Annotated in this window: 21 protein-coding genes; 8 read left to right on the top strand and 13 right to left on the bottom strand. The window is 60.6% G+C overall.

All coding sequences use genetic code 11. From position 1 onward, the window contains the following. Nucleotides 1–72: 72 nt before the first annotated feature. The 6 genes from QMK52_RS08040 to dadA all read right to left on the bottom strand — a co-directional run bounded on the left by QMK52_RS08040 (nt 73) and on the right by dadA (nt 6,171). Complete coding sequence (locus tag QMK52_RS08040) at nt 73–1,995, bottom strand: acetyl-CoA hydrolase/transferase C-terminal domain-containing protein (protein WP_320403994.1); 1,923 nt, start codon at nt 1,993–1,995, stop codon at nt 73–75. 134 nt (nt 1,996–2,129) lie between these two features. Beyond that, nucleotides 2,130–2,546: a c-type cytochrome gene (locus QMK52_RS08035; protein WP_005792467.1), complete on the bottom strand. Its 417-nt coding sequence runs from the start codon at nt 2,544–2,546 to the stop codon at nt 2,130–2,132. A gap of 181 nt (nt 2,547–2,727) precedes the next feature. Then, nucleotides 2,728–3,276: a cupin domain-containing protein gene (locus QMK52_RS08030; RefSeq protein ID WP_005792468.1), complete on the bottom strand. Its 549-nt coding sequence runs from the start codon at nt 3,274–3,276 to the stop codon at nt 2,728–2,730. A 116-nt stretch (nt 3,277–3,392) separates the two neighbouring features. Further along, complete coding sequence (gene alr, locus QMK52_RS08025; RefSeq protein WP_005792469.1) at nt 3,393–4,466, bottom strand: alanine racemase; 1,074 nt, start codon at nt 4,464–4,466, stop codon at nt 3,393–3,395. A gap of 78 nt (nt 4,467–4,544) precedes the next feature. Then, entirely contained in the window at nt 4,545–4,898 is a 354-nt protein-coding gene (locus tag QMK52_RS08020; RefSeq protein WP_005792470.1) for a RidA family protein, read from the bottom strand. Then, the gene (gene dadA / locus QMK52_RS08015; protein ID WP_320403993.1) at nt 4,870–6,171 is read right to left on the bottom strand and encodes a D-amino acid dehydrogenase; all 1,302 of its coding nucleotides are present in this window, start codon (nt 6,169–6,171) and stop codon (nt 4,870–4,872) included. Before dadA ends, QMK52_RS08020 begins: the two co-directional genes overlap by 29 nt. 156 nt (nt 6,172–6,327) lie before the next feature. Between dadA and QMK52_RS08010 the strand changes: the two genes are divergently transcribed. After that, the gene (locus QMK52_RS08010) at nt 6,328–6,816 is read left to right on the top strand and encodes an Lrp/AsnC ligand binding domain-containing protein (RefSeq protein ID WP_003176896.1); all 489 of its coding nucleotides are present in this window, start codon (nt 6,328–6,330) and stop codon (nt 6,814–6,816) included. Between the two features lie 5 nt (nt 6,817–6,821). On the opposite strand, the gene QMK52_RS08005 is transcribed toward QMK52_RS08010, so the two are convergent. After that, nucleotides 6,822–7,175 (bottom strand): YkgJ family cysteine cluster protein, encoded by a 354-nt coding sequence (locus tag QMK52_RS08005; RefSeq protein ID WP_005792472.1) that lies wholly within the window; start codon nt 7,173–7,175, stop codon nt 6,822–6,824. A gap of 115 nt (nt 7,176–7,290) precedes the next feature. Between QMK52_RS08005 and QMK52_RS08000 the strand changes: the two genes are divergently transcribed. After that, complete coding sequence (locus QMK52_RS08000; protein WP_005792473.1) at nt 7,291–8,583, top strand: NAD(P)/FAD-dependent oxidoreductase; 1,293 nt, start codon at nt 7,291–7,293, stop codon at nt 8,581–8,583. Here QMK52_RS08000 and QMK52_RS07995 read toward each other — a convergent pair whose 3' ends face one another. Further along, nucleotides 8,584–8,808 (bottom strand): DUF1127 domain-containing protein, encoded by a 225-nt coding sequence (locus tag QMK52_RS07995; RefSeq protein ID WP_005792474.1) that lies wholly within the window; start codon nt 8,806–8,808, stop codon nt 8,584–8,586. It lies immediately after the preceding gene. A gap of 166 nt (nt 8,809–8,974) precedes the next feature. On the opposite strand from QMK52_RS07995, the gene QMK52_RS07990 reads away from it, so the two are divergent. Both QMK52_RS07990 and QMK52_RS07985 read left to right on the top strand, forming a co-directional pair. After that, the gene (locus tag QMK52_RS07990) at nt 8,975–10,399 is read left to right on the top strand and encodes a PLP-dependent aminotransferase family protein (protein WP_005792475.1); all 1,425 of its coding nucleotides are present in this window, start codon (nt 8,975–8,977) and stop codon (nt 10,397–10,399) included. 62 nt (nt 10,400–10,461) lie between these two features. Next, nucleotides 10,462–12,030 (top strand): phospholipase D family protein, encoded by a 1,569-nt coding sequence (locus tag QMK52_RS07985; RefSeq protein WP_320404190.1) that lies wholly within the window; start codon nt 10,462–10,464, stop codon nt 12,028–12,030. 12 nt (nt 12,031–12,042) lie between these two features. Here QMK52_RS07985 and QMK52_RS07980 read toward each other — a convergent pair whose 3' ends face one another. After that, nucleotides 12,043–13,185, bottom strand: coding sequence for an MFS transporter (locus QMK52_RS07980; RefSeq protein WP_005792477.1), 1,143 nt, complete (start codon nt 13,183–13,185; stop codon nt 12,043–12,045). A 150-nt stretch (nt 13,186–13,335) separates the two neighbouring features. Next, complete coding sequence (locus QMK52_RS07975) at nt 13,336–14,829, bottom strand: aldehyde dehydrogenase (protein WP_005792478.1); 1,494 nt, start codon at nt 14,827–14,829, stop codon at nt 13,336–13,338. Between the two features lie 230 nt (nt 14,830–15,059). On the opposite strand from QMK52_RS07975, the gene QMK52_RS07970 reads away from it, so the two are divergent. Further along, complete coding sequence (locus QMK52_RS07970; RefSeq protein WP_320403992.1) at nt 15,060–15,422, top strand: cupin domain-containing protein; 363 nt, start codon at nt 15,060–15,062, stop codon at nt 15,420–15,422. 71 nt (nt 15,423–15,493) lie between these two features. Here the strand turns inward: QMK52_RS07970 and rpmG are convergent, their stop codons facing one another. Both rpmG and rpmB read right to left on the bottom strand, forming a co-directional pair. Beyond that, nucleotides 15,494–15,649 (bottom strand): 50S ribosomal protein L33, encoded by a 156-nt coding sequence (gene rpmG, locus QMK52_RS07965; RefSeq protein ID WP_003176906.1) that lies wholly within the window; start codon nt 15,647–15,649, stop codon nt 15,494–15,496. A gap of 11 nt (nt 15,650–15,660) precedes the next feature. Next, the gene (gene rpmB, locus QMK52_RS07960) at nt 15,661–15,894 is read right to left on the bottom strand and encodes a 50S ribosomal protein L28 (RefSeq protein ID WP_003176907.1); all 234 of its coding nucleotides are present in this window, start codon (nt 15,892–15,894) and stop codon (nt 15,661–15,663) included. A gap of 458 nt (nt 15,895–16,352) precedes the next feature. On the opposite strand from rpmB, the gene QMK52_RS07955 reads away from it, so the two are divergent. Continuing rightward, entirely contained in the window at nt 16,353–17,945 is a 1,593-nt protein-coding gene (locus tag QMK52_RS07955) for an ABC transporter substrate-binding protein (RefSeq protein WP_320403991.1), read from the top strand. Nucleotides 17,946–18,002: 57 nt separating this feature from the next. On the opposite strand, the gene radC is transcribed toward QMK52_RS07955, so the two are convergent. After that, entirely contained in the window at nt 18,003–18,677 is a 675-nt protein-coding gene (gene radC, locus QMK52_RS07950; RefSeq protein ID WP_103734156.1) for a RadC family protein, read from the bottom strand. 143 nt (nt 18,678–18,820) lie between these two features. Between radC and coaBC the strand changes: the two genes are divergently transcribed. Together coaBC and dut are read left to right on the top strand one after the other, a co-directional pair. Next, the gene (coaBC, locus tag QMK52_RS07945) at nt 18,821–20,029 is read left to right on the top strand and encodes a bifunctional phosphopantothenoylcysteine decarboxylase/phosphopantothenate--cysteine ligase CoaBC (protein ID WP_005792482.1); all 1,209 of its coding nucleotides are present in this window, start codon (nt 18,821–18,823) and stop codon (nt 20,027–20,029) included. 5 nt (nt 20,030–20,034) lie between these two features. Next, nucleotides 20,035–20,490: a dUTP diphosphatase gene (gene dut, locus QMK52_RS07940; RefSeq protein WP_005792483.1), complete on the top strand. Its 456-nt coding sequence runs from the start codon at nt 20,035–20,037 to the stop codon at nt 20,488–20,490. Nucleotides 20,491–20,608 lie beyond the last annotated feature (118 nt).

The following is a 20,608-nucleotide window of genomic DNA, read 5'->3' as shown; positions in this document are numbered from 1 at the left end:
AACGACAGAGATGTCGACTGTCAGGCCCTCATCGCAGGCAAGCCAGCTCCCACATTTGATTTGTGTTGCCTGTCAGCGGGCGGTGGCCTGTAGCCCAGCAAGCAATAACCGTTGATACAAATCCTCTTTAAACCCCTCCGGCTTATCCAGACGCATCCGTACCAGATGCTCGGGATACGCCTGCGGCTCCGGTGCATCCAGTGCCGCCTTGCCCAACTCCAGAATCTCCGTCAGCTTGAATTTGCTCTTGAGCCAGTTCAACGCTCGCAACAAGTCCCGCTCCTCATCCGTGAAATCACTGCCCAACGGGTATTCCGGGAACAACCGTCGATGCCTGGCCTGAATCGCCTGGAGGCGTTCCGGCGTGTTGTCCGCAAAGCGCGGATCCAGCTGGAAGTCCTTGGGCAGCTTGCCGGCCTTTTGTGCCTGCTCAATCAAGTCGCCCTGGAAACGCGAGTCGGTGATATTGAGCAGCGCTTCGATCACCTTGGCATCCGTCTGCCCGCGCAAGTCGGCAATGCCGTACTCGGTAATGACGATATCCCGCAGGTGCCGGGGAATGGTGCAGTGGCCGTACTCCCAGACAATATTGGAACTGACCTCGCCCGCCGACTCCCGCCAGCTGCGCAAAATCAGGATTGAACGCGCACCGTCCAGCGCATGCCCCTGGGCAACGAAATTGTATTGCCCGCCCACACCGCTGAGCACGCGACCGTCTTCCAATTGGTCGGCCACGCCGGCACCGAGCAATGTGACCATGATCGCGCTGTTGATAAATCGCGCATCCAGGCGCTGCAGCCGCTTGAGTTCTTCCTGGCCGTACAGCTCGTTGATATAGCTGATGCCGGTCATGTTGAATTCGAGGCGCTTGGCGTGGGTCATTTCCTGCAAGCGCTGGTAAAAACTGCGCGGCCCTAGAAAGAAGCCACCGTGGATCGACACGCCATCGGGTTGCGCCGCATCGTCCAGGGTGCCTTCGTTGGCCTGCGTCTGGGTCGCCACATCCGGGTAGACCTTGCGGCGCACAATCCCCGCATCGGCCAGAACCAACAGCCCGTTGACAAACATCTCGCTGCATCCGTAAAGGCCACGTGCGAAAGGCTCGACGCCACCTTCTCGGCTGATCAGTGGCGCCCACTGATACACATCCAGGTCCGTCAGCAGCAATCGATAGGCTTCGTTATCGGCCTGGCGCGCCAGCAAGGCGGCGGTCAGCGCATCGCCCATGGAGCCAATACCAATCTGCAAGGTGCCGCCGTCACGTACCAGGGTGCTGGCGTGCAGGCCAATAAAATGATCCTGGAAGCCCACCGGCATGTTCGGCGTGGAAAACAATGTGGTGCTGTCTTTTTCATCGAGCAGGTAGTCGAACGCGTCCATGCCCAACTCGGCGTCGCCGGGCATGTAGGGCAAATCGCTGTGGACCTGGCCGACAACCAGGATGGTTTCCCCGGCTTCGCGGCGCTTGGCGATCATCGGCAGCAGGTCGAGGGTGATATCCGGGTTGCAGCTCAGGCTCAGCCGATCAGGATGCTCGGCGCTGCTGGCAACCAGTTGCGCCACCAGGTTCAGGCCGGCGGCGTTGATGTCGCGGGCGGCATGGCTGTAGTTGCTGCTGACGTAATCCTGCTGCGCCGAGGCGCTATGGAGCAGGCTGCCGGGCTGCATGAAAAACTGCTTGACCTGGATATTCTGCGGCAGGCTGTCCTTGTGCAGGTCTGCGAGGAAATCCAGCTCGGGGTAGTCACCGAACACCCGCTCGATGAACGGTTCGAGAAAGCGCTTCTGCAAGCCATCGCCCATCGTCGGGCGGCCCAGGCTCAACGCGGTGTAGATCGTCAGCGCCCGCTCCGGCAGTTTGGCAATACGCCGGTACAGCGCGTTGGCGAACAGATTGGGCTTGCCAAGACCCAGCGGCATGCCCATGTGGATATGCGCCGGCAACCGCGCCAGTACGTCGTCAACTGCTTGCTCGATTGAACACAACTGCACCATCGGACTGCTCCCGAACATTCCATGAATTGGAGTTGGACCGAGCTTGCCGGGTCTTTGCTGCAATGAACAGCGTCGAAACACAAATCGCGAGCACAAAAAAGCCGCTCGCAAGCGGCTTTTTGGCGAACTTAAGCTTATTTCAAACCTGACATCTTCTGGATAGCGCCCTTAAGCTCGTCATCCGAGCAATCATTGCACGTGCCTTTAGGGGGCATGGCGTTGATACCGGTGATGGCCTTGGCCAGGATGCCATCAAGGCCGCCCTGATGATCGGCGCGCTCTTTCCACGCGGCCGTATCGCCAATCTTCGGCGCGTTCAGCAGACCGGTACCATGGCACGCATTGCAGTGCTTGGCGATCACCTCATCCGGCGTTTTCGCACCACCGCCACCACCCGCTGCCACAGCGACCTCCATGCCCTTGCACTCCTGGCCCTGGACGCAAACCTGGCCCACAGGCTCCAGGCGCTTGGCAATGTCATCATTGGTCGCAGCTTGAGCGCTGACAGCCCATAGGGCCAGTACGGTTGCTGGTGCAGCCAGCATTTTCATAATTAGGTTCACGCGTTCACCCTCAATGGTGGCTATTCACGCCTGCGGCCACGGTTTCGCAGGCGGCGAAAGTATAACGGTTAGCCCGGGCTGCCGAAACAACCCTATTAAATAAAGGGAGATACGGCCACACGGATACAGCTATGGGAGCCTCTGCAACGCTGGCAGGGCGCCTCTTTTGTTAAAAGTTCGCGGGCGTGGCTGCGCTGATTAGTCGCGCCGGCACATCGAACGGGTTGCGAAAACGATGGGGCTTGGTGCTTTCAAAGTAGTAGCTATCGCCAGCTTCGAGCACAAAAGTTTCAAGACCGACCACCAATTCCAGGCGACCTTCCAACAGGATCCCGGTCTCCTCGCCCTCATGGGTGAGCATTTCTTCGCCCGTGTCGGCGCCTGGCGGGTAAATTTCGTTGAGAAAGGCAATAGCCCGGCTCGGGTGCGCCCGGCCCACCAGTTTCATGGTGACGGCACCGTCAGAGATGTCGATCAGCTCATTGGCTTTATAGACGATCTGCGTCGGTATTTCCTGGAGGATCTCCTCGGAAAAGAACTCGACCATGGACATGGGGATACCGCCCAGCACCTTGCGCAGGGAGCTGATCGAGGGGCTGACGCTGTTTTTCTCGATCATCGAAATGGTGCTGTTGGTGACGCCCGCGCGCTTGGCAAGCTCGCGCTGGGAAAGACCTTTGAGTTTACGGATGGATTGCAGTCGTTCGCCGACGTCCAATGCAGGAGCCTCCTAGGATTCAGGCTTTGTTGTAATTGAGCGTTATCATGGCGACAGCGTTCAGTATTTACAACACTTGGGCCTAAATCCCGGGCAGCTGCATTCGTACCCGGCCATCAAGCGCCGCAATAGAGCCTTGGCACCCGGCGCAGGTTGCAGAAAATCTGGTACGGAATGGTATCGGCAGCAGTGGCGACGTCACTGGCGAGGATGTTCTTGCCCCACAACTCCACGGTTGAGCCAAGGCCCGCTTGGGGTAAGTCGGTGAGGTCGACACACAGCATGTCCATGGACACGCGCCCCAGCAGTTGGCTGCGCTGGCCCGCCACCAGCACCGGCGTACCGGTTGGCGCGTGGCGGGGGTAACCGTCGGCATAGCCCATGGCAACCACTCCGATGCGCATCGGCTTGGGCGTGACAAACCTGGCGCCATAGCCCACGGGTTCGCCAGCCGGCAGTTCGCGTACACAAATGATTTTGGACTCCAGGGTCATCACCGGCTGCAACCGTGCGGCAAAGGCCTGGTCTTCGCCAAATGGCGTTGCGCCGTAGAGCATGATGCCAGGGCGTACCCAGTCGCTGGCCACGCCTGGCCAGCCTAATACAGATGGGGAGTTACGCAGGCTGACTTCGGCAGCCAAGCCTTGGCGAGCTGCTTCGAATACCGTGACTTGTTCGTTGCTGCTGACGCAATCGAGCTCATCGGCGCGGGCAAAATGGCTCATCAACACGATCTTCGCGACTTTGCCGCTGGCCAGCAGGCGCTGGTAAGCCTCTTGATAATCCTTGGGGTGCAAGCCGACACGGTGCATGCCCGAGTCCAGCTTGAGCCACACGGTCAGTGGTTTGCTCAGTTTGGCCTGTTCGATGGCCTCAAGCTGCCACAACGAATGCACCACACACCACAAATCCTGTTCGATGATCAGCGGCAACTCGTCCGCCTCAAAAAAGCCTTCCAGCAACAGCACCGGCGCGCGAATGCCGGCGGCACGCAGTTCCAGGGCTTCCTCGATGCATGCCACGGCAAACCCGTCGGCTTCGGTTTCCAGTGCCTGGGCCACGCGCACGGCACCATGGCCGTAGGCATCGGCCTTGATCACGGCGAGCGCCTTGGCCCCCGTGACTTCACGGGCCAATTGGTAGTTGTGGCGCAGGGCTTGAAGGTCGATCAGGGCACGGGCTGGACGCATGGCGGCAGGCTTCTAGGCAGCAAGGTGAAGAAAAACCGGTGCCGACCAACAACGTCGGCGCCGGGAGAGGGATCGTTGCTAAGGCAGCGCCGCCACGACGGACAGCTCTACCAGGATTTGCGGCTCGCACAATTTGGCTTCAACCGTGGCACGGGCCGGGGCGACGCCTTTGGGCAGCCACTTGTCCCACACCGCGTTCATGCCGGCGAAGTCGGCGTCGATATCCTTCAGGTAGATGGTCACCGACAGCAACCTGGACTTGTCGGTACCGGCCAGGTCCAGTAAACGCTCGATATTGACCAGGGTTTCACGGGTCTGCTGTTCAATCCCGGCACTCAGGTCGTCGCCGACTTGCCCGGCCAGATACACGGTACCGCTGTGAACCACGATCTGGCTCATGCGCTCATTGGTGAGCTGGCGCTGGATTGACATGTTGTGCGGACTCCTGGTGATTGCCATAACGGGAAATATCGAGGCCGGCGGCGCTGATCTGCGGCGTTTTCTTTGCCATCAGGTCGGCCAGCAAACGACCGGAACCACAGGCCATGGTCCAGCCGAGCGTGCCGTGACCGGTATTCAGGAACAGGTTCTTGAATGGGGTGGCACCGACAATCGGCGTGCCGTCGGGCGTGGTCGGGCGCAAGCCGGTCCAGAAACTGGCTTGGGCCAAATCGCCGCCCTGAGGATAAAGGTCGTTGACGATCATCTCCAGGGTTTCACGTCGGCGTGGGTTCAGCGACAGGTCAAAACCGGCTATTTCAGCCATGCCGCCGACACGAATGCGGTTGTCGAAACGGGTGATCGCGACCTTGTAGGTCTCATCGAGAATGGTCGAGGTGGGCGCCATTGCCGGGTTGGTGATCGGTACGGTCAGCGAGTAGCCCTTGAGCGGGTAGACCGGCGCCTTGATCCCCAGTGGCTTGAGCAGCTTCGTCGAGTAACTGCCGAGGGCCAGTACATAGCGGTCGGCGGTTTCCAGCTTGCCGTCGATCCACACACCGTTAATGCGATCACCGGCGTAATCGAGGCGCTGGATGTCCTGCTCGAAACGGAACTCCACGCCCAACTGCCTGCACATCTCGGCCAGGCGCGTGGTGAACATCTGGCAGTCGCCCGTCTGGTCGTTCGGCAGCCGCAAAGCACCGGCGAGGATATCCGTGACGCTGGCCAGGGCCGGTTCAACGCGGGCAATACCGGCGCGATCAAGCAATTCGAACGGCACGCCGGACTCTTTCAACACCGCGATATCCTTGGCGGCACCGTCAAGTTGGGCCTGGGTGCGGAACAGCTGGGTCGTACCGAGGCTGCGGCCTTCGTAGGCAATGCCGGTCTCGGCACGCAATTCGTCGAGGCAGTCGCGGCTGTACTCGGACAGGCGCACCATGCGCTCCTTGTTCACCGCATAGCGGCTGGCCGTGCAGTTGCGCAGCATCTGCGCCATCCACAGGTATTGATCGATATCGGCGGTTGCCTTGATCGCCAGCGGCGCGTGGCGCTGCAGCAACCACTTGATCGCCTTGAGCGGCACACCCGGCGCGGCCCATGGCGAGGCGTAGCCAGGGGACACCTGGCCGGCGTTGGCGAAACTGGTTTCCATGGCAGCGGCAGGCTGACGGTCGACCACCACGACATCGAAGCCGGCCCGCGCCAAATAGTAGGCACTGGTCACCCCAATGACACCGCTACCCAAGACCAGAACGCGCATTTTTATATCCTCATCACGGGCTTAGCCGCTGACGTGTGTTATTCGAGCAATGATGGGCGCAGTGTAAAAAACAATCACCAGTGCATTTCACTATATAAATGCCTATATTTGGCGACAATTCTTGGCAAAAACCCTTTTCACAGAGGCGTATCCCCTATGCGTACCAACACCCAGACCAAGCGGGAGCTGGACAAGATCGACCGCAATATCCTGCGCATCCTGCAAACCGACGGGCGCATTTCGTTCACGGAGCTGGGGGAAAAGGTCGGGCTGTCCACCACTCCCTGTACCGAGCGGGTGCGGCGCCTGGAGCGCGAAGGGATCATCATGGGCTACAACGCGCGGCTCAACCCGCAGCATTTGAAAGGCAGCCTGCTGGTATTTGTCGAGATCAGCCTGGATTACAAGTCTGGCGACACCTTTGAAGAGTTTCGCCGCGCCGTGCTGAAACTGCCTCATGTGCTGGAGTGCCACTTGGTATCAGGGGACTTCGACTACCTGGTGAAAGCGCGCATTTCGGAGATGGCTTCGTACCGCAAGTTGCTCGGCGATATCCTGCTCAAGTTGCCCCATGTGCGCGAATCCAAGAGCTATATCGTGATGGAAGAGGTGAAGGAGAGCCTGAACCTGCCGATCCCCGATTGACTCAGTCAGACCAGCACTTGCCGGGTACTCGCCATGTACTCGTGGATCTGCTTCTCGACCCGCGGATGAATCAGCTCAACCGGTCGGCGCCCATTGGGGCATGGCAAGGTCTTGGTGGTGCCAAACAGGCGACAGATCAGTGGCCGCTCGTCATACACCGTGCACCCATGGGGCCCCAGGTGCACGCAGTTCAGCTCATCCATGGCGGCCTCCTGCTCGGCGGCCGTCTTGCGTGGCAGGCGCGACATTTCCTCAGGCGAAGTGGTCACCGGCCCACAGCAGTCATGGCAACCCGGAACACATTCAAATGAAGGAATCTGTCTGCGCAGCGCGCTGACTTTCTGACTGTTGCAACTCATCGAAACACATACCCAACGGCGAATAGGCGTGGATTCTGACGCAAAACGCAGCGCGCAGACAGCTTCATCGGACCGCTGTATCCTGCGTCAAATTTTCCAAACAGGGAGGCTCCCCATGACCGCCAGCGCCCGGCATACCGCGTCCTACTACGCCGCCAGCAGCGTGCCGCACCCCGAATACCCGGCGTTGACAGGCGAGCTGCGCGCCGATGTATGCGTGATTGGCGCAGGGTATTCCGGGCTCAACACGGCTTTGGAGCTGGCCGAGCGCGGCTTCAGCGTGGTGGTGCTGGAAGCACGCAGAATCGGCTGGGGCGCCAGCGGGCGTAATGGCGGCCAGTTGATTCGCGGCGTCGGCCACGGGCTGGATCAGTTCGCGTCCGTGATCGGCAGTGACGGCGTGCGCCAGATGAAGCTGATGGGGCTGGAAGCCGTGGAGATCGTGCGTGAACGCGTAGAACGCTTCCAGATTCCCTGCGACCTGACCTGGGGCTACTGCGACCTGGCCAACAAACCCCGTGATTTGCAGGGCCTGGCGCAAGATGCCGAAGAACTGCGCAGCCTGGGCTACCGCCACGAGGTTCGCCTGCTGCAAGCCAGCCAGATGAGCAGCGTGATCGGCTCCGAGCGCTATGTGGGCGGCATGATCGACATGGGCTCTGGTCACCTGCACCCACTGAACCTGGCGCTGGGCGAGGCGGCCGCCGCGCAGCAGTTGGGCGTGAAGTTGTTCGAGCAGTCTGAAGTGACGCGCATCGACTACGGCCCCGACGTCAAGGTGCACACCGCCCAGGGCCACGTACGTGCCAAGACCCTGGTGCTGTGCTGCAACGCCTACCTGAATGGGCTCAACCCGCAGTTGAGTGGCAAGGTACTACCGGCCGGCAGCTACATCATCGCCACCGAGCCCTTGAGTGAAGCGCAAGCGACCCGCCTGCTGCCGCAGAACATGGCCGTGTGTGACCAGCGCGTGACGGTAGACTACTTCCGCCTGTCCGCCGACCGCCGCCTGTTGTTCGGCGGCGCCTGCCACTATTCCGGACGCGACCCCAAGGATATCGGCGCCTATATGCGACCGAAAATGTTGCAGGTATTCCCGCAACTGGCCGACGTGAAGATCGACTACCAGTGGGGCGGCATGATCGGCATCGGCGCCAACCGCCTGCCGCAGATCGGCCGGTTGGCGGATCAACCCAATGTGTATTACGCCCAGGCTTACGCGGGTCATGGCCTGAATGCCACGCACCTTGCGGGCAGGTTGCTCGGCGAAGCCATCAGCGGCCAGCAACAGGGGCGTTTCGACCTGTTCGCTCAGGTGCCGCACATCACCTTCCCCGGTGGCAAACACTTGCGTTCACCGCTGCTGGCGCTAGGGATGCTCTGGCACCGCCTCAAAGAACTGGTCTGATCAACTGCGCCAGAACGGCTTCAAGCCTTCCTGGCGCGCCTGTTCAGCGGTCAAACCCACGTCCAGCAGCTGCTCGCGGGTCAGCGTAAGCAACGCCTTGCGCGTGTGACGACGGTGCCAGAACAGGCTCCAGCGGCTGCCGACAGGCGCAGTCGTTGCCCGCTCCTGCCCTGCTTCCAGTTCTTGGCTGTGTAGCGCCAGCCGCACATCGCTCATGCCGTTCATTTTGCTGCCCCTCGTTGGCTTGTTGCCTTGAGTGACTAGGATGGGGGCACGGGCAAAACCATTACAGATCCAGCCTGTTTTTATTAAATCCATACAGATACTGCCTATGGACGGCTGAATCCTGTATTTTCCCTCTATCTGTACTGGTCTATCAGGAGCGGCCGCCATGACCCTTTACGTCAACCTCGCTGAATTGCTCGGCACTCGCATCGAACAAGGCTTCTATCGCCCCGGCGATCGCTTGCCCTCGGTGCGAGCCTTGAGCGTGGAGCACGGGGTCAGCCTGAGCACCGTGCAGCAGGCCTATCGGTTGCTGGAAGACAACGGCCTGGCGATGCCCAAGCCCAAGTCCGGTTACTTTGTACCCGCCGGTCGCGAGCTGCCGGCCCTGCCCGAGATAGGCCGCCCGGCCCAACGACCGGTAGAGATCTCCCAGTGGGACCAGGTGCTTGAGCTGATTCGCGCGGTACCCCGCAAAGACGTCATACAGATGGGCCGTGGTATGCCAGATGTATTGTCACCCACCCTGAAACCTTTGCTGCGCAGCCTGGCGCGGGTGAGTCGGCGCCAGGATCTGCCGGGCCTGTATTACGACAACATCCTTGGCTGTATGGAATTGCGCGAGCAAATCGCTCGACTGTCGCTGGACTCCGGCTGCCAACTGACCGCTGAAGACATTGTGATCACCACCGGCTGCCATGAGGCGCTGTCGGCCAGCATCCGGGCGATCTGCGAGCCCGGCGATATTGTTGCGGTGGACTCGCCCAGCTTCCACGGCGCCATGCAGACCCTCAAGGGCCTGGGCATGAAAGCCCTGGAAATCCCCACCGACCCGATCACCGGCATTAGCCTGGAAGCGCTGGAACTGGCGCTGGAACAGTGGCCGATCAAAGTCATCCAGCTCACGCCCAACTGCAACAACCCGTTGGGCTACATCATGCCGGAGGCGCGCAAACGCGCACTGCTGACACTCGCGCAGCGCTATGACGTGGCAATCATCGAAGACGATGTGTATGGCGAACTGGCCTACAGCTACCCACGCCCTCGCACCATTAAATCCTTCGATGACGATGGCCGCGTGCTGCTCTGCAGCTCATTCTCGAAAACCCTGGCACCCGGGTTACGCATTGGCTGGGTCGCGCCAGGGCGCTACCTGGACCGGGTGTTGCACATGAAATACATCAGCACCGGCTCTACCGCCACCCAGCCGCAGATTGCGATTGCCGAATTTCTCAAAAACGGCCATTTCGAACCGCATTTGCGCCGGATGCGCACGCAATACCAGCGCAATCGCGACTTGATGCTCGACTGGGTGAGCCGCTACTTCCCGGCAGGCACGCGCGCCAGTCGGCCCCAAGGCAGCTTCCTGCTGTGGATCGAACTCCCGGAGGGCTTCGACACCTTGAAGCTCAATCGCGTGTTGGTGGAGCAAGGCGTACAAGTGGCCGTAGGCAGCATCTTTTCTGCCTCCGGCAAGTACCGTAACTGCCTGCGAATGAACTACGCCGCCAAGCCAACCCCGCAGATTGAAGAAGCGGTGCGCAAGGTCGGCGCCGCCGCGCTCAAAATGCTGGCAGAGACGCTGCACTGACCTTTCGCCGGAAAAGGCCGTCATATATCGATAACCGCCCCGACCTGGAAGCAGCTCCCTTGATAATTCGACGGCTATTACCGTTTTTGCTGTTGGGCACCTTGGCCCTGGGCGGCTGCGCCACGGTCGACTCACCGCGTATTCCCAGCAATGCCCTGCCGGCGAACGGCTCCTCGTTCGGGCGCTCGATCCAGGCCCAGGCGGCGCCGCACCAGGGGCGCTCGGGCTTTCGCTTGCTGCCCAACAGCAGTGAAGCCTTCATGGCTCGCGCCGAGCTGATCCGCAACGCCCAATCCAGCCTCGATTTGCAGTACTACATCGTTCACGACGGCATCAGCACGCGTATGCTCGTGGACGAACTGCTCAAGGCCGCCGACCGCGGCGTGCGTGTGCGCATCCTGCTGGACGACACCACCAGCGACGGCCTCGACCAGGTCATCGCCACCCTCGCCGCCCACCCCAAAATCGAAATTCGCCTGTTCAACCCCCTGCATCTGGGGCGCAGCACCGGCGTTACACGCGCTATGGGCCGTGTATTCAACCTGTCGCTGCAACATCGGCGCATGCACAACAAACTGTGGCTGGCGGATAACAGCGTGGCCATTGTGGGCGGGCGCAATCTGGGGGACGAATATTTCGACGCCGAGCCCAACCTGAACTTCACCGATATCGACATGCTCAGCGTCGGGCCGGTGGCAGAGCAACTGGGTCACAGTTTCGATCAGTACTGGAACAGCGCACTGAGCAAACCTATTGATGAGTTTGTCTCGAAGATGCCCTCCAAAATCGATCTGGCCGTCGCCCGCGGGCGCCTGGAAGCTTCATTGGCGCAATCGCGTCAGCAGAACCACGCGCTGTATAACCGCCTGCGTACCTATCAGACCCAACCCCGTATGGACATCTGGCGCCGTGAGCTGATCTGGGCCTGGAACCAGGCGCTGTGGGACGCACCGAGCAAGGTGCTGGCCAAGGCTGATCCGGACCCGCAGTTGCTGCTCACCACCCAATTGGCCCCGGAGCTGGAAGGGGTCAGCCGTGAACTGATCATGATTTCGGCGTACTTCGTTCCGGGGTCGCCCGGGCTGGTGTACCTGACGGGTCGGGCCGATGCAGGGGTGTCGGTGAGCTTGCTGACCAACTCCCTTGAAGCCACTGACGTACCGGCCGTGCACGGCGGTTACGCGCCCTATCGCAAGGCATTGCTGGAGCATGGGGTCAAACTTTATGAGCTGCGCCGACAACCAGGCGACCCCAGTGCCAGCAGTGGCCCGCACCTGTTTCGTCGCGGCAGCCTCTACGGCTCCGATTCGAGCCTGCACAGCAAGGCAATGATCTTTGATCGCGAGAAGTCATTTATCGGCTCGTTCAATTTCGACCCGCGTTCGGTGCTGTGGAACACCGAAGTCGGCGTACTGGTGGACAGCCCAGAACTGGCGGAGCATGTGCGTAACCTGGCGCTGGAAGGTATGGCGCCGACGCTGAGCTACGAGGCGAAATTGCAGGATGGCAATGTGGTGTGGGTCACCGAGGACAACGGGCAATTGCACACCCTGACCCGCGAGCCCGGCAGTTGGTGGCGCCGTTTCAATGCCTGGTTCGCCACGTCAGTTGGCCTGGAACGCATGCTTTAAGACCAAAGAAGTTCAGGCAGGCTGCGCTGCTCCAAACGCCCCTTGGCGCAGCAACAGCACCACCAGCCCCAACGCCCCCGCCGCCATCAGCAATGGCAGTGCATGACCGCTGACCCATTGGCTGCCCGCACCCGCCACCAGCGGCCCGATCAGGCAACCAATGCCCCACAGCTGCGCCACGTGGGCGTTGGCACGCACCAACGCATCATCACGGTAGCGCTCGCCAATCAAAATCAGCGACAGGGTAAACAACCCACCCGCGCTGGCGCCGAACAGCACCCACACCGGCCAGATCAGCAGTGTGTGCATCAACAACGGCACCGCCAGGCTCGACGCCAACAACAGCAGTGCACACCCCAGGAATAACGTGCGGCGCGGCAAGTAATCGGCCAGGGCGCCGATGGGCAATTGCAGCAGCGCATCACCCACGACCACTGTGCTAACCATCGCCAAGGCAATCTCGGCAGTGAAGCCCTGTTGCAGGCAGTACACCGGCAACAGCGTCAGAATCATCGCTTCGAATGCGGCGAATAACGCCACCGCCCAGGCAATCGCCGGCAAGCTCAGGCAAAAGCGCCACAGCTCGCTGAACGTGACGCTGAACGCATCAGCCGTCGGCGCCCCGGATCGCCCCAGCAACAGCAGCGGCGCCACTACCAAAAGGCCGACGCCCACCCAGAACCCGTAATCATGATCGGTGCCCATCAGGCCCAGCAGCAAGGGTCCCGACAGCTGGCTCAAGGCATAAGTGCAGCCATACAGCGCCACCAAGCGGCCGCGCCACTGCTCGACCACCAGTTGGTTGATCCAGCTTTCACCCAGAATAAATACGATGGTCAGGATCACCCCGATCATCAACCGCAGCACCAGCCACACCGGGTAGCTGGGCAGGATCGCCAGCAAACCGATAGACAGCGCCCCGGCCCACAGGCACAGGCGCATCAAGTTGGCAGTGCCGAGCCAGGACGCCATTCGGCTGGAGACCTTGGCACCCAGCAATACGCCGAATGCCGGCATCGCCGCCATCACGCCTATGGCGAAGCTGCCGTAGCCCCAGCCTTCAAGACGCAGGGATACCAACGGCATGCTCACGCCCAAGGCCAGGCCAACGCTGAGTACCGATGCCAGCACGGCGAAATAAGTCGCCCAACGCATTGCCACGCTCCTGTGGATAATTTACGGGGTCGCACAAAACAGTGTGGGAGGGGGCTTGCTCCCGATAACGGTGGGCCAGTCACCACATGCAGTGGCTGACACCCAGCTATCGGGGGCAAGCCCCCTCCCACATTTGGCCTGCAGTGCTGCTTAGAGTTTGATCCAGGTCGCCTTCAGCTCGGTGTACTTGTCGAACGCATGCAGCGACTTGTCGCGGCCATTACCCGACTGCTTGAAACCACCAAACGGTGCGGTCATGTCGCCGCCGTCGTACTGGTTAACCCAGACGCTGCCGGCACGCAGGGCCTTGGCCGTCAGGTGCGCCTTGGAGATATCCGCCGTCCATACCGCTGCGGCCAGGCCGTATTGGGTGTCGTTGGCAATGGCGATGGCTTCTTCGGCGCTGTCGAAAGTGAGCACCGACAGGACCGGGCCAAAGATCTCTTCCTGAGCGATCTTCATGGCATTGGTCACGCCATCGAAAATAGTTGGCTCGACGTAGGTGCCACCGGTTTCTTCCAGTGTGCGCTTACCGCCAGCGACCAGTTTGGCACCGTCGGCATGACCGGACTCAATGTAGGACAGCACGTTATTCATCTGCTGCGTATCCACCAGCGCACCCACGTTGGTGGCTGGGTCCAGTGGGTTGCCCGGCTTCCAGCCTTTGAGCGCCTCGATCACCAGCGGCAGGAAGGTGTCCTTGATGGAACGCTCCACGAGCAGGCGCGAACCGGCAGTGCAGACTTCACCCTGGTTGAAGGCGATGGCACTGGCCGCAGATTCGGCGGCGGCTTGCAGATCCGGCGCATCGGCAAACACGATATTAGGGCTCTTGCCGCCCGCCTCCAGCCACACACGCTTCATGTTCGATTCGCCGGAGCGGATCAACAGTTGCTTGGCGATCTTGGTGGAGCCAGTGAACACCAACGTATCCACGTCCATATGCACCGCCAGGGCGTTACCCACCGTGTGGCCATAGCCTGGCAATACGTTGAACACGCCTTTTGGAATGCCGGCTTCGACGGCCAGGGCGGCGATACGGATGGCGGTCAGCGGGGATTTTTCGGACGGTTTTAGGATCACCGAGTTACCGGTGGACAACGCCGGGCCGAGTTTCCAGCAGGCCATCATCAATGGGAAGTTCCACGGCACGATAGCGCCGACCACGCCGACTGGCTCGCGGGTCACCAGGCCGAGTTGATCATGAGGGGTGGCCGCGACTTCGTCGTAGATCTTGTCGATTGCCTCACCGCTCCAGCTCAGGGCATTTGCCGCACCGGGAACGTCGATGTTCAGGGAGTCGCTGATCGGCTTGCCCATGTCCAGGGTTTCAAGCAGTGCCAACTCTTCGGCATTGGCCTTGAGCAGCGCGGCGAAACGGATCATGGTGGCTTTGCGCTTGGCCGGCGCCAGGCGCGACCAGACACCGGAATTAAAGGTGGCGCGGGCGTTTTCCACGGCGCCCTGGGCGTCAGCCGCGTCACAGCTGGCGACAGTGGCCAGCAGACGACCGTCGACCGGGCTGATGCATTCGAAGGTGTCACCGGAAACGGCAGCGGTGTATTCGCCATTGATGTAGGCGCGGCCTTCGATCTTCAGATCCTTGGCGCGTTGTTCCCAGTCGGCACGGGTCAGGGTGGTCATGCGAGTGTCCTCCTCTTATTGAATAGAGGGCCAGGCGGGTGTCCCCCCGGCAGCCTCAAAGAATTCTTGCCCGCCAGCCAGCTGTTCGGCGCAAGGCAGCTGCCACCCTAAACCAGCGGCTGGGGATGTTTCAATATATTTGACATAACGACGGTAAACGCCCTTGCGATGTTCATTTTAATAAACATAGACTTTGGGCTCTCCAACCGCAGGCCAGACGGGACACGCACATGAGCATCCAGGATATCGTCGACTTCAGCCAAGCCAGCACGGCCCCCGAACGCTACCGCCCTGACGCAGAAAAAATCCTCAAGGGCGATCCCGAGCAAACGATCTACAACCACTACAACAGCCCGTGTGGCCAGATGAATGCAGGGGTATGGGAAGGTGAAGTCGGGCAGTGGAAGGTCAACTACACCGAGCATGAATACTGCGAAATTGTGCAGGGGGTTTCCGTGCTGCGTGACGCCGAGGGCAACGCCAAGACCTTGCGCGCCGGCGACCGCTTCGTGATCCCCGCTGGCTTCAAGGGCACCTGGGAAGTGCTGGAAGCGTGCCGCAAGATCTACGTGGTGTTCGAGCAGAAAGCCTGATCAGCAAATCCCAGGCAAAAAAAAGCCCGCATCGTGAGATACGGGCTTTTTTTCACAAGGAAGAAAATCAATTACTTGATTTTGCCTTCTTTGTAGATCACGTGCTTGCGAACGCGCGGGTCGAACATTTTCTTTTCGAGCTTGTCCGGGGTAGTACGCTTGTTCTTGTCGGTAGTGTAGAAGTGACCAGTACCGGCGCTAGAGATCATTCGAATCAATTCACGCATGATAGAGCTCCTTAGATCTTGCCGGCGGCGCGGATTTCGGCCAGCACGACAGTGATGCCACGCTTGTCGATAATACGCATGCCTTTGGCAGATACACGCAGGCGAACAAAACGTTTCTCTTCTTCAACCCAGAAGCGGTGATGCTGCAGGTTCGGCAGGAAACGACGACGGGTTTTGTTATTTGCGTGGGAAATGTTATTCCCAGTCACCGGACCCTTACCGGTAACTTGACAGACTCTCGACATGCCTCAGCCCTCTAAAACCACATGCCCAACCCGGCATGGGTTGGCCGCTTAATCTCTCAGTCATTTGGCGCCAGGCGCCGCGTTTCTTTAGGGTCTTACCGGCTACACCTACAAGCGAAGGAACCGGGCCCCTAGAAAAGAGCGCTGCTTTATACCAGAAAGACCCCAGTGCAACAACAGCCCGTGTGTTTTTACCAGCGTAAATCTTGGTGCCGGACGCCCGAACCGCTGCCAGTAGGGGCCGCTGTAACAGCTGACCGCTCGTCGCACAGAATGATTTACAGCGCCCGCAGGCACAGGGAAGTGCACGGCGAAACGCGCTGAGGCGCCATCAAAACAGCATTTTGGCCAAAAGCACAGGCAAAAATGGGCTAGTCATTTATCAATCAGACCTCTACGGTAGGCTTTTTCCAGACTGCACTCGCAGATGGGCCTTCGATCTGCACAGGAAACCGAATATGCGCCTCGCTGCCCTACCACTACTGCTTGCCCCCTTCTTTATCGCACCGATGGCCGTTGCAGCCACCAACTTGAGCGTCTGCACCGAGGCCAGCCCCGAAGGGTTCGATGTGGTGCAGTACAACTCGCTGACCACCACCAACGCCTCGGCGGACGTGCTGATGAACCGCCTGGTGAACTTTGATGCGGCCAGCGGCAAGCTGGTACCGAGCCTGGCAGACAGCTGGGAAGTTTCCCCCGATGGTCTGACCTACACCTTCAAGCTGCACCCGGGCGTGAAATTTCACCGTACCGATTATTTCAGCCCAAGCCGCACGCTGACCGCCGAAGACGTGCGCTTCAGCTTCGAGCGCATGCTCGATCCGGCCAACCCGTGGCACAAGATCGCCCAGAGCGGCTTCCCCCACGCCCAGTCCCTGCAATTGCCGGCACTGGTCAAGAAGATCGATGCCCTCGATCCGCTGACGGTGCGTTTCACCCTCGACCACGCCGACTCCACCTTCCTCCCGGCGTTGAGCATGGGCTTTGCCTCGATTTACCCGGCTGAATATGCCGACAAACTGCTCAAGGCCGGCACGCCTGAGAAACTCAACAGTCAGCCCATCGGCACCGGCCCGTTCGTGTTCGTGCGCTTCCAGAAAGACGCCGTGGTGCGCTACAAGGCCAACCCGGACTATTTCGCGGGCAAACCGGCTGTGGATAACTTGATCTTTGCCATCACCCCGGACGCCAACGTACGGTTGCAGAAACTGCATCGCAACGAATGTCAGATTGCCCTGTCACCCAAGCCCCTGGATGTAGGCGAAGCCGAAAAAGACCCGGCGCTGAAGGTGGAAAAAACCGCTGCCTTCATGACCGCTTTCGTCGCCATCAACAGCCAGCACCCACCGCTGGACAAACCCGAAGTACGCCAGGCGATCAACCTGGCCTTTGACAAGGGCAGCTACCTCAAGGCCGTCTTCGAGGGCACCGCCGAAGCAGCCAACGGTGTGTACCCGCCCAATACCTGGAGCTATGCCAAGGATTTGCCAGGCTACCCACAGGATCTGGCCAAGGCCAAGGCGCTGCTGGAACGTGCCGGGCTCAAGGACGGTTTCAAGACCACAATATGGACGCGCCCTACCGGCAGCCTGCTGAACCCCAACCCGAACCTCGGCGCCCAACTGCTACAGGCCGACCTGGCCAAGGTTGGCATCCAGGCTGAAATTCGTGTGATCGAATGGGGCGAATTGATTCGCCGCGCCAAGGCCGGCGAGCACGACTTGCTGTTCATGGGCTGGGCCGGCGACAACGGCGACCCGGACAACTTCCTGACCCCGCAGTTTTCCTGCGCAGCGCTGAAATCCGGCACCAGCTTCGCCCGCTACTGCGACCCCGCTCTGGATAAGTTGATCAGTGCCGGCAAGACCACCAGCGAGCAAGGCGTACGCACCAAGCTGTACCAGCAGGCCCAGGCGCAGATCCAGCAGCAGGCGCTGTGGCTGCCGCTGGCGCACCCGACGGCGTTTGCATTGGCGCGCAAGAATGTCGAGGGTTACCAGGTAAGCCCGTTCGGCCGCCAGGATTATTCGAAAATCAGCCTCAAGCCCTAGGGCGCAACCCCCTTCCCTGTGGAGCGAGCTTGTTCGCTCCTACAGGGACAGAGGTGGCTATACCCATCCGTATTCAGCCATCGACAGCGGATCACCATCTCCCACAATGATGTGATCCAGCACCCGCACATCCACCACTTCCAACGCCTTTTGCAGCATTTTGGTCAATCTGCGATCAGATGCACTGGGCTCCGCATTCCCGGAGGGATGGTTGTGGCACAAAATCACCGCTGCCGCGTTATGCGCCAAGGCACGCTTGACCACCTGCCGCGGGTAAACAATCGCAGTGTCGATGGTGCCCTGAAACAACGCCTCGAACCCCAGTACACGATGCTTTGAGTCCAGGAACAGACAGCCGAATATCTCATGAGGCTCATGGCGCAACAGCGCCTTGAGGTATTGACGCACAGCCAGCGGGCTCTCCACTACCGAGTCGGCGCGCAAGCGTTCGGCCAGATGGCGCCGGGACATTTCCAGCACCGCCTGCAATTGGGCGAACTTCGCCGGCCCCAACCCCATATGCTGGCTGAACAGCGTCTGGCTGGCCTCCAACAGCGGGCGCAGGCCGCCAAACTGCACCAGCAGATCACGCGCCAGATCCACCGCACTTCGACCGGAAACTCCAGTACGCAGGAAGATCGCCAACAATTCGGCGTCGGACAGGCTCGCCGCGCCGCCCTCCAACAGCTTCTCCCGTGGACGCTCCGCCACAGGCCAATCACGAATACTCATCCCACCTCCGTCTGTATCTGCTGCGCTGTTGCGCGGCGGACGCTGTGTTATCGTAGGCCCTCTTTTTTGCATGCGATTTCACCTGGGGAGGGGTCATCGCAGGCGTCACTGAACTGGCATCACTGAACTGGAAAGGCAAACCAATGCAGCGTCTGTATCGGAAACGCATCGTTCTCGGCGTCGGCGGCGGCATTGCCGCTTACAAGAGCGCAGAGTTGGTTCGCAGGCTCCTGGACCAGGGCGCGGAAGTGCGCGTGGTCATGACCCGTGGTGGCAGTGAGTTCATCACCCCGTTGACCATGCAGGCCCTGTCCGGCCACCCGGTTCACCTCGACCTGCTGGACCCGGCGGCCGAAGCCGCCATGGGCCATATCGAACTGGCCAAATGGGCCGACCTGGTGCTGATCGCCCCGGCCACCGCCGATCTGATCGCCCGCCTGGCCCAGGGCATCGCCGATGACCTGCTGACCACCCTGGTATTGGCCACCGACGCCACCGTGGCGATCGCCCCGGCCATGAACCAGGCCATGTGGCGCGACCCAGCCACCCAAGCCAATACCCAACTCCTGCAAAGCCGTGGCCTCAAAGTGTTTGGCCCCGCATCCGGCAGCCAGGCCTGTGGCGACGTCGGCATGGGCCGGATGCTCGAAGCCACCGACCTTGCGCTGTGCGCCGCCGATTGCTTCCAGCATCTGGCCCTGACCGGCAAGCACGTGCTGATCACCGCAGGCCCAACCCAGGAAAACATCGACCCGGTGCGCTACATCACCAACCATAGCTCAGGAAAAATGGGCTTTGCGTTGGCAGAAGCTGCGGTCGAGGCAGGCGCACGGGTGACCCTGATCACAGGTCCCGTGCATTTGCCGACCCCTGATCGCGTCACGCGAATCGACGTAGTCAGCGCCCGGGACATGCTGGCGGCCTGTGAAGCCGCCATTCCCTGTGACCTGTTCATCGCCTCGGCAGCGGTTGCGGATTACCGCCCGGAAGTCGTAGCCCCGCAAAAGCTCAAGAAAGACCCTACAAGCGGCGACGGCCTGCTCCTGCAAATGGTGCGCAACCCGGACATTCTGGCCACCATCGCCACCCGTCCGGACCGTCCGTTCAGTGTCGGTTTCGCTGCCGAGACCGAGCACCTTCTGGACTACGCCGCGCGCAAACTGAAAGACAAAAATCTCGACTTGATCGTTGCCAATGATGTCGCCAACCCGAGCATCGGCTTCAACAGCGAGGAAAATGCCTGCAGCGTGATCGACCGCGAGCTGCACGCCACCCTTTTCGCCCAGACCAGCAAGGGCAAGATTGCCCGCCAACTGATCTCTTTTATCGCCCAACGGCTGAACCAGGTTTAATTTTCATGCACGCTTTGCAAGCCAAGATCCTCGACCCCCGCATCGGCAACGAATTTCCCCTGCCGGCCTACGCCACACCAGGCTCCGCCGGCCTGGACCTGCGCGCCATGCTCAAGGAGGACACCATCCTTGAGCCGGGCCAGACCATCCTGATCCCGACCGGCCTGTCGATCTATGTCGGCGACCCGGGCCTGGCGGCGCTGATCCTGCCGCGCTCCGGCCTGGGCCACAAACACGGCATCGTGCTCGGCAACCTGGTCGGCCTGATCGACTCCGACTACCAGGGTGAGCTGATGGTCTCGTGCTGGAACCGTGGCCAGACTGCTTTCAACATCGCCGTCGGCGAGCGCATCGCCCAACTGGTCCTGGTGCCGGTGGTGCAGGCGCATTTTGAATTGGTGCAGGAATTCGACGAAACCCAACGCGGCGCAGGCGGTTTTGGGCATTCCGGCAGTCACTGACTAAGCTGAACGTGGCCGGATGCAATCGTCCGGCCACGCGCCACCGCCCGGCTTTTCAGGATGAAGAATGCGCGGAAATAATCATCGAGATTTCTCCAATGAAATCAAAGGACTACGT

It is taken from the genome of Pseudomonas sp. P9_2, from assembly GCF_034008255.1.
GTDB lineage: Bacteria > Pseudomonadota > Gammaproteobacteria > Pseudomonadales > Pseudomonadaceae > Aquipseudomonas > Aquipseudomonas synxantha_A.
The sequence above is the reverse complement of the archived record's forward strand: the minus strand, read 5'-3'. Positions and strand labels throughout refer to the sequence as shown.

Excerpts from the sequence above, each read along its gene's own strand:
- QMK52_RS08040 (WP_320403994.1), bottom strand. The coding sequence starts at position 1,995 with ATGGTGCAGTTGTGTTCAATCGAGCAAGCAGTTGACGACGTACTGGCG.
- QMK52_RS08035 (WP_005792467.1), bottom strand. The coding sequence starts at position 2,546 with ATGAAAATGCTGGCTGCACCAGCAACCGTACTGGCCCTATGGGCTGTC.
- alr (WP_005792469.1), bottom strand. The coding sequence starts at position 4,466 with ATGCGTCCAGCCCGTGCCCTGATCGACCTTCAAGCCCTGCGCCACAAC.
- QMK52_RS08020 (WP_005792470.1), bottom strand. The coding sequence starts at position 4,898 with ATGTCAATCCAGCGCCAGCTCACCAATGAGCGCATGAGCCAGATCGTG.
- dadA (WP_320403993.1), bottom strand. The coding sequence starts at position 6,171 with ATGCGCGTTCTGGTCTTGGGTAGCGGTGTCATTGGGGTGACCAGTGCC.
- QMK52_RS08010 (WP_003176896.1), top strand. The coding sequence starts at position 6,328 with ATGCGTACCAACACCCAGACCAAGCGGGAGCTGGACAAGATCGACCGC.
- QMK52_RS08005 (WP_005792472.1), bottom strand. The coding sequence starts at position 7,175 with ATGAGTTGCAACAGTCAGAAAGTCAGCGCGCTGCGCAGACAGATTCCT.
- QMK52_RS08000 (WP_005792473.1), top strand. The coding sequence starts at position 7,291 with ATGACCGCCAGCGCCCGGCATACCGCGTCCTACTACGCCGCCAGCAGC.
- QMK52_RS07995 (WP_005792474.1), bottom strand. The coding sequence starts at position 8,808 with ATGAACGGCATGAGCGATGTGCGGCTGGCGCTACACAGCCAAGAACTG.
- QMK52_RS07990 (WP_005792475.1), top strand. The coding sequence starts at position 8,975 with ATGACCCTTTACGTCAACCTCGCTGAATTGCTCGGCACTCGCATCGAA.
- QMK52_RS07980 (WP_005792477.1), bottom strand. The coding sequence starts at position 13,185 with ATGCGTTGGGCGACTTATTTCGCCGTGCTGGCATCGGTACTCAGCGTT.
- QMK52_RS07975 (WP_005792478.1), bottom strand. The coding sequence starts at position 14,829 with ATGACCACCCTGACCCGTGCCGACTGGGAACAACGCGCCAAGGATCTG.
- QMK52_RS07970 (WP_320403992.1), top strand. The coding sequence starts at position 15,060 with ATGAGCATCCAGGATATCGTCGACTTCAGCCAAGCCAGCACGGCCCCC.
- rpmG (WP_003176906.1), bottom strand. The coding sequence starts at position 15,649 with ATGCGTGAATTGATTCGAATGATCTCTAGCGCCGGTACTGGTCACTTC.
- rpmB (WP_003176907.1), bottom strand. The coding sequence starts at position 15,894 with ATGTCGAGAGTCTGTCAAGTTACCGGTAAGGGTCCGGTGACTGGGAAT.
- QMK52_RS07955 (WP_320403991.1), top strand. The coding sequence starts at position 16,353 with ATGCGCCTCGCTGCCCTACCACTACTGCTTGCCCCCTTCTTTATCGCA.
- radC (WP_103734156.1), bottom strand. The coding sequence starts at position 18,677 with ATGAGTATTCGTGATTGGCCTGTGGCGGAGCGTCCACGGGAGAAGCTG.
- coaBC (WP_005792482.1), top strand. The coding sequence starts at position 18,821 with ATGCAGCGTCTGTATCGGAAACGCATCGTTCTCGGCGTCGGCGGCGGC.
- dut (WP_005792483.1), top strand. The coding sequence starts at position 20,035 with ATGCACGCTTTGCAAGCCAAGATCCTCGACCCCCGCATCGGCAACGAA.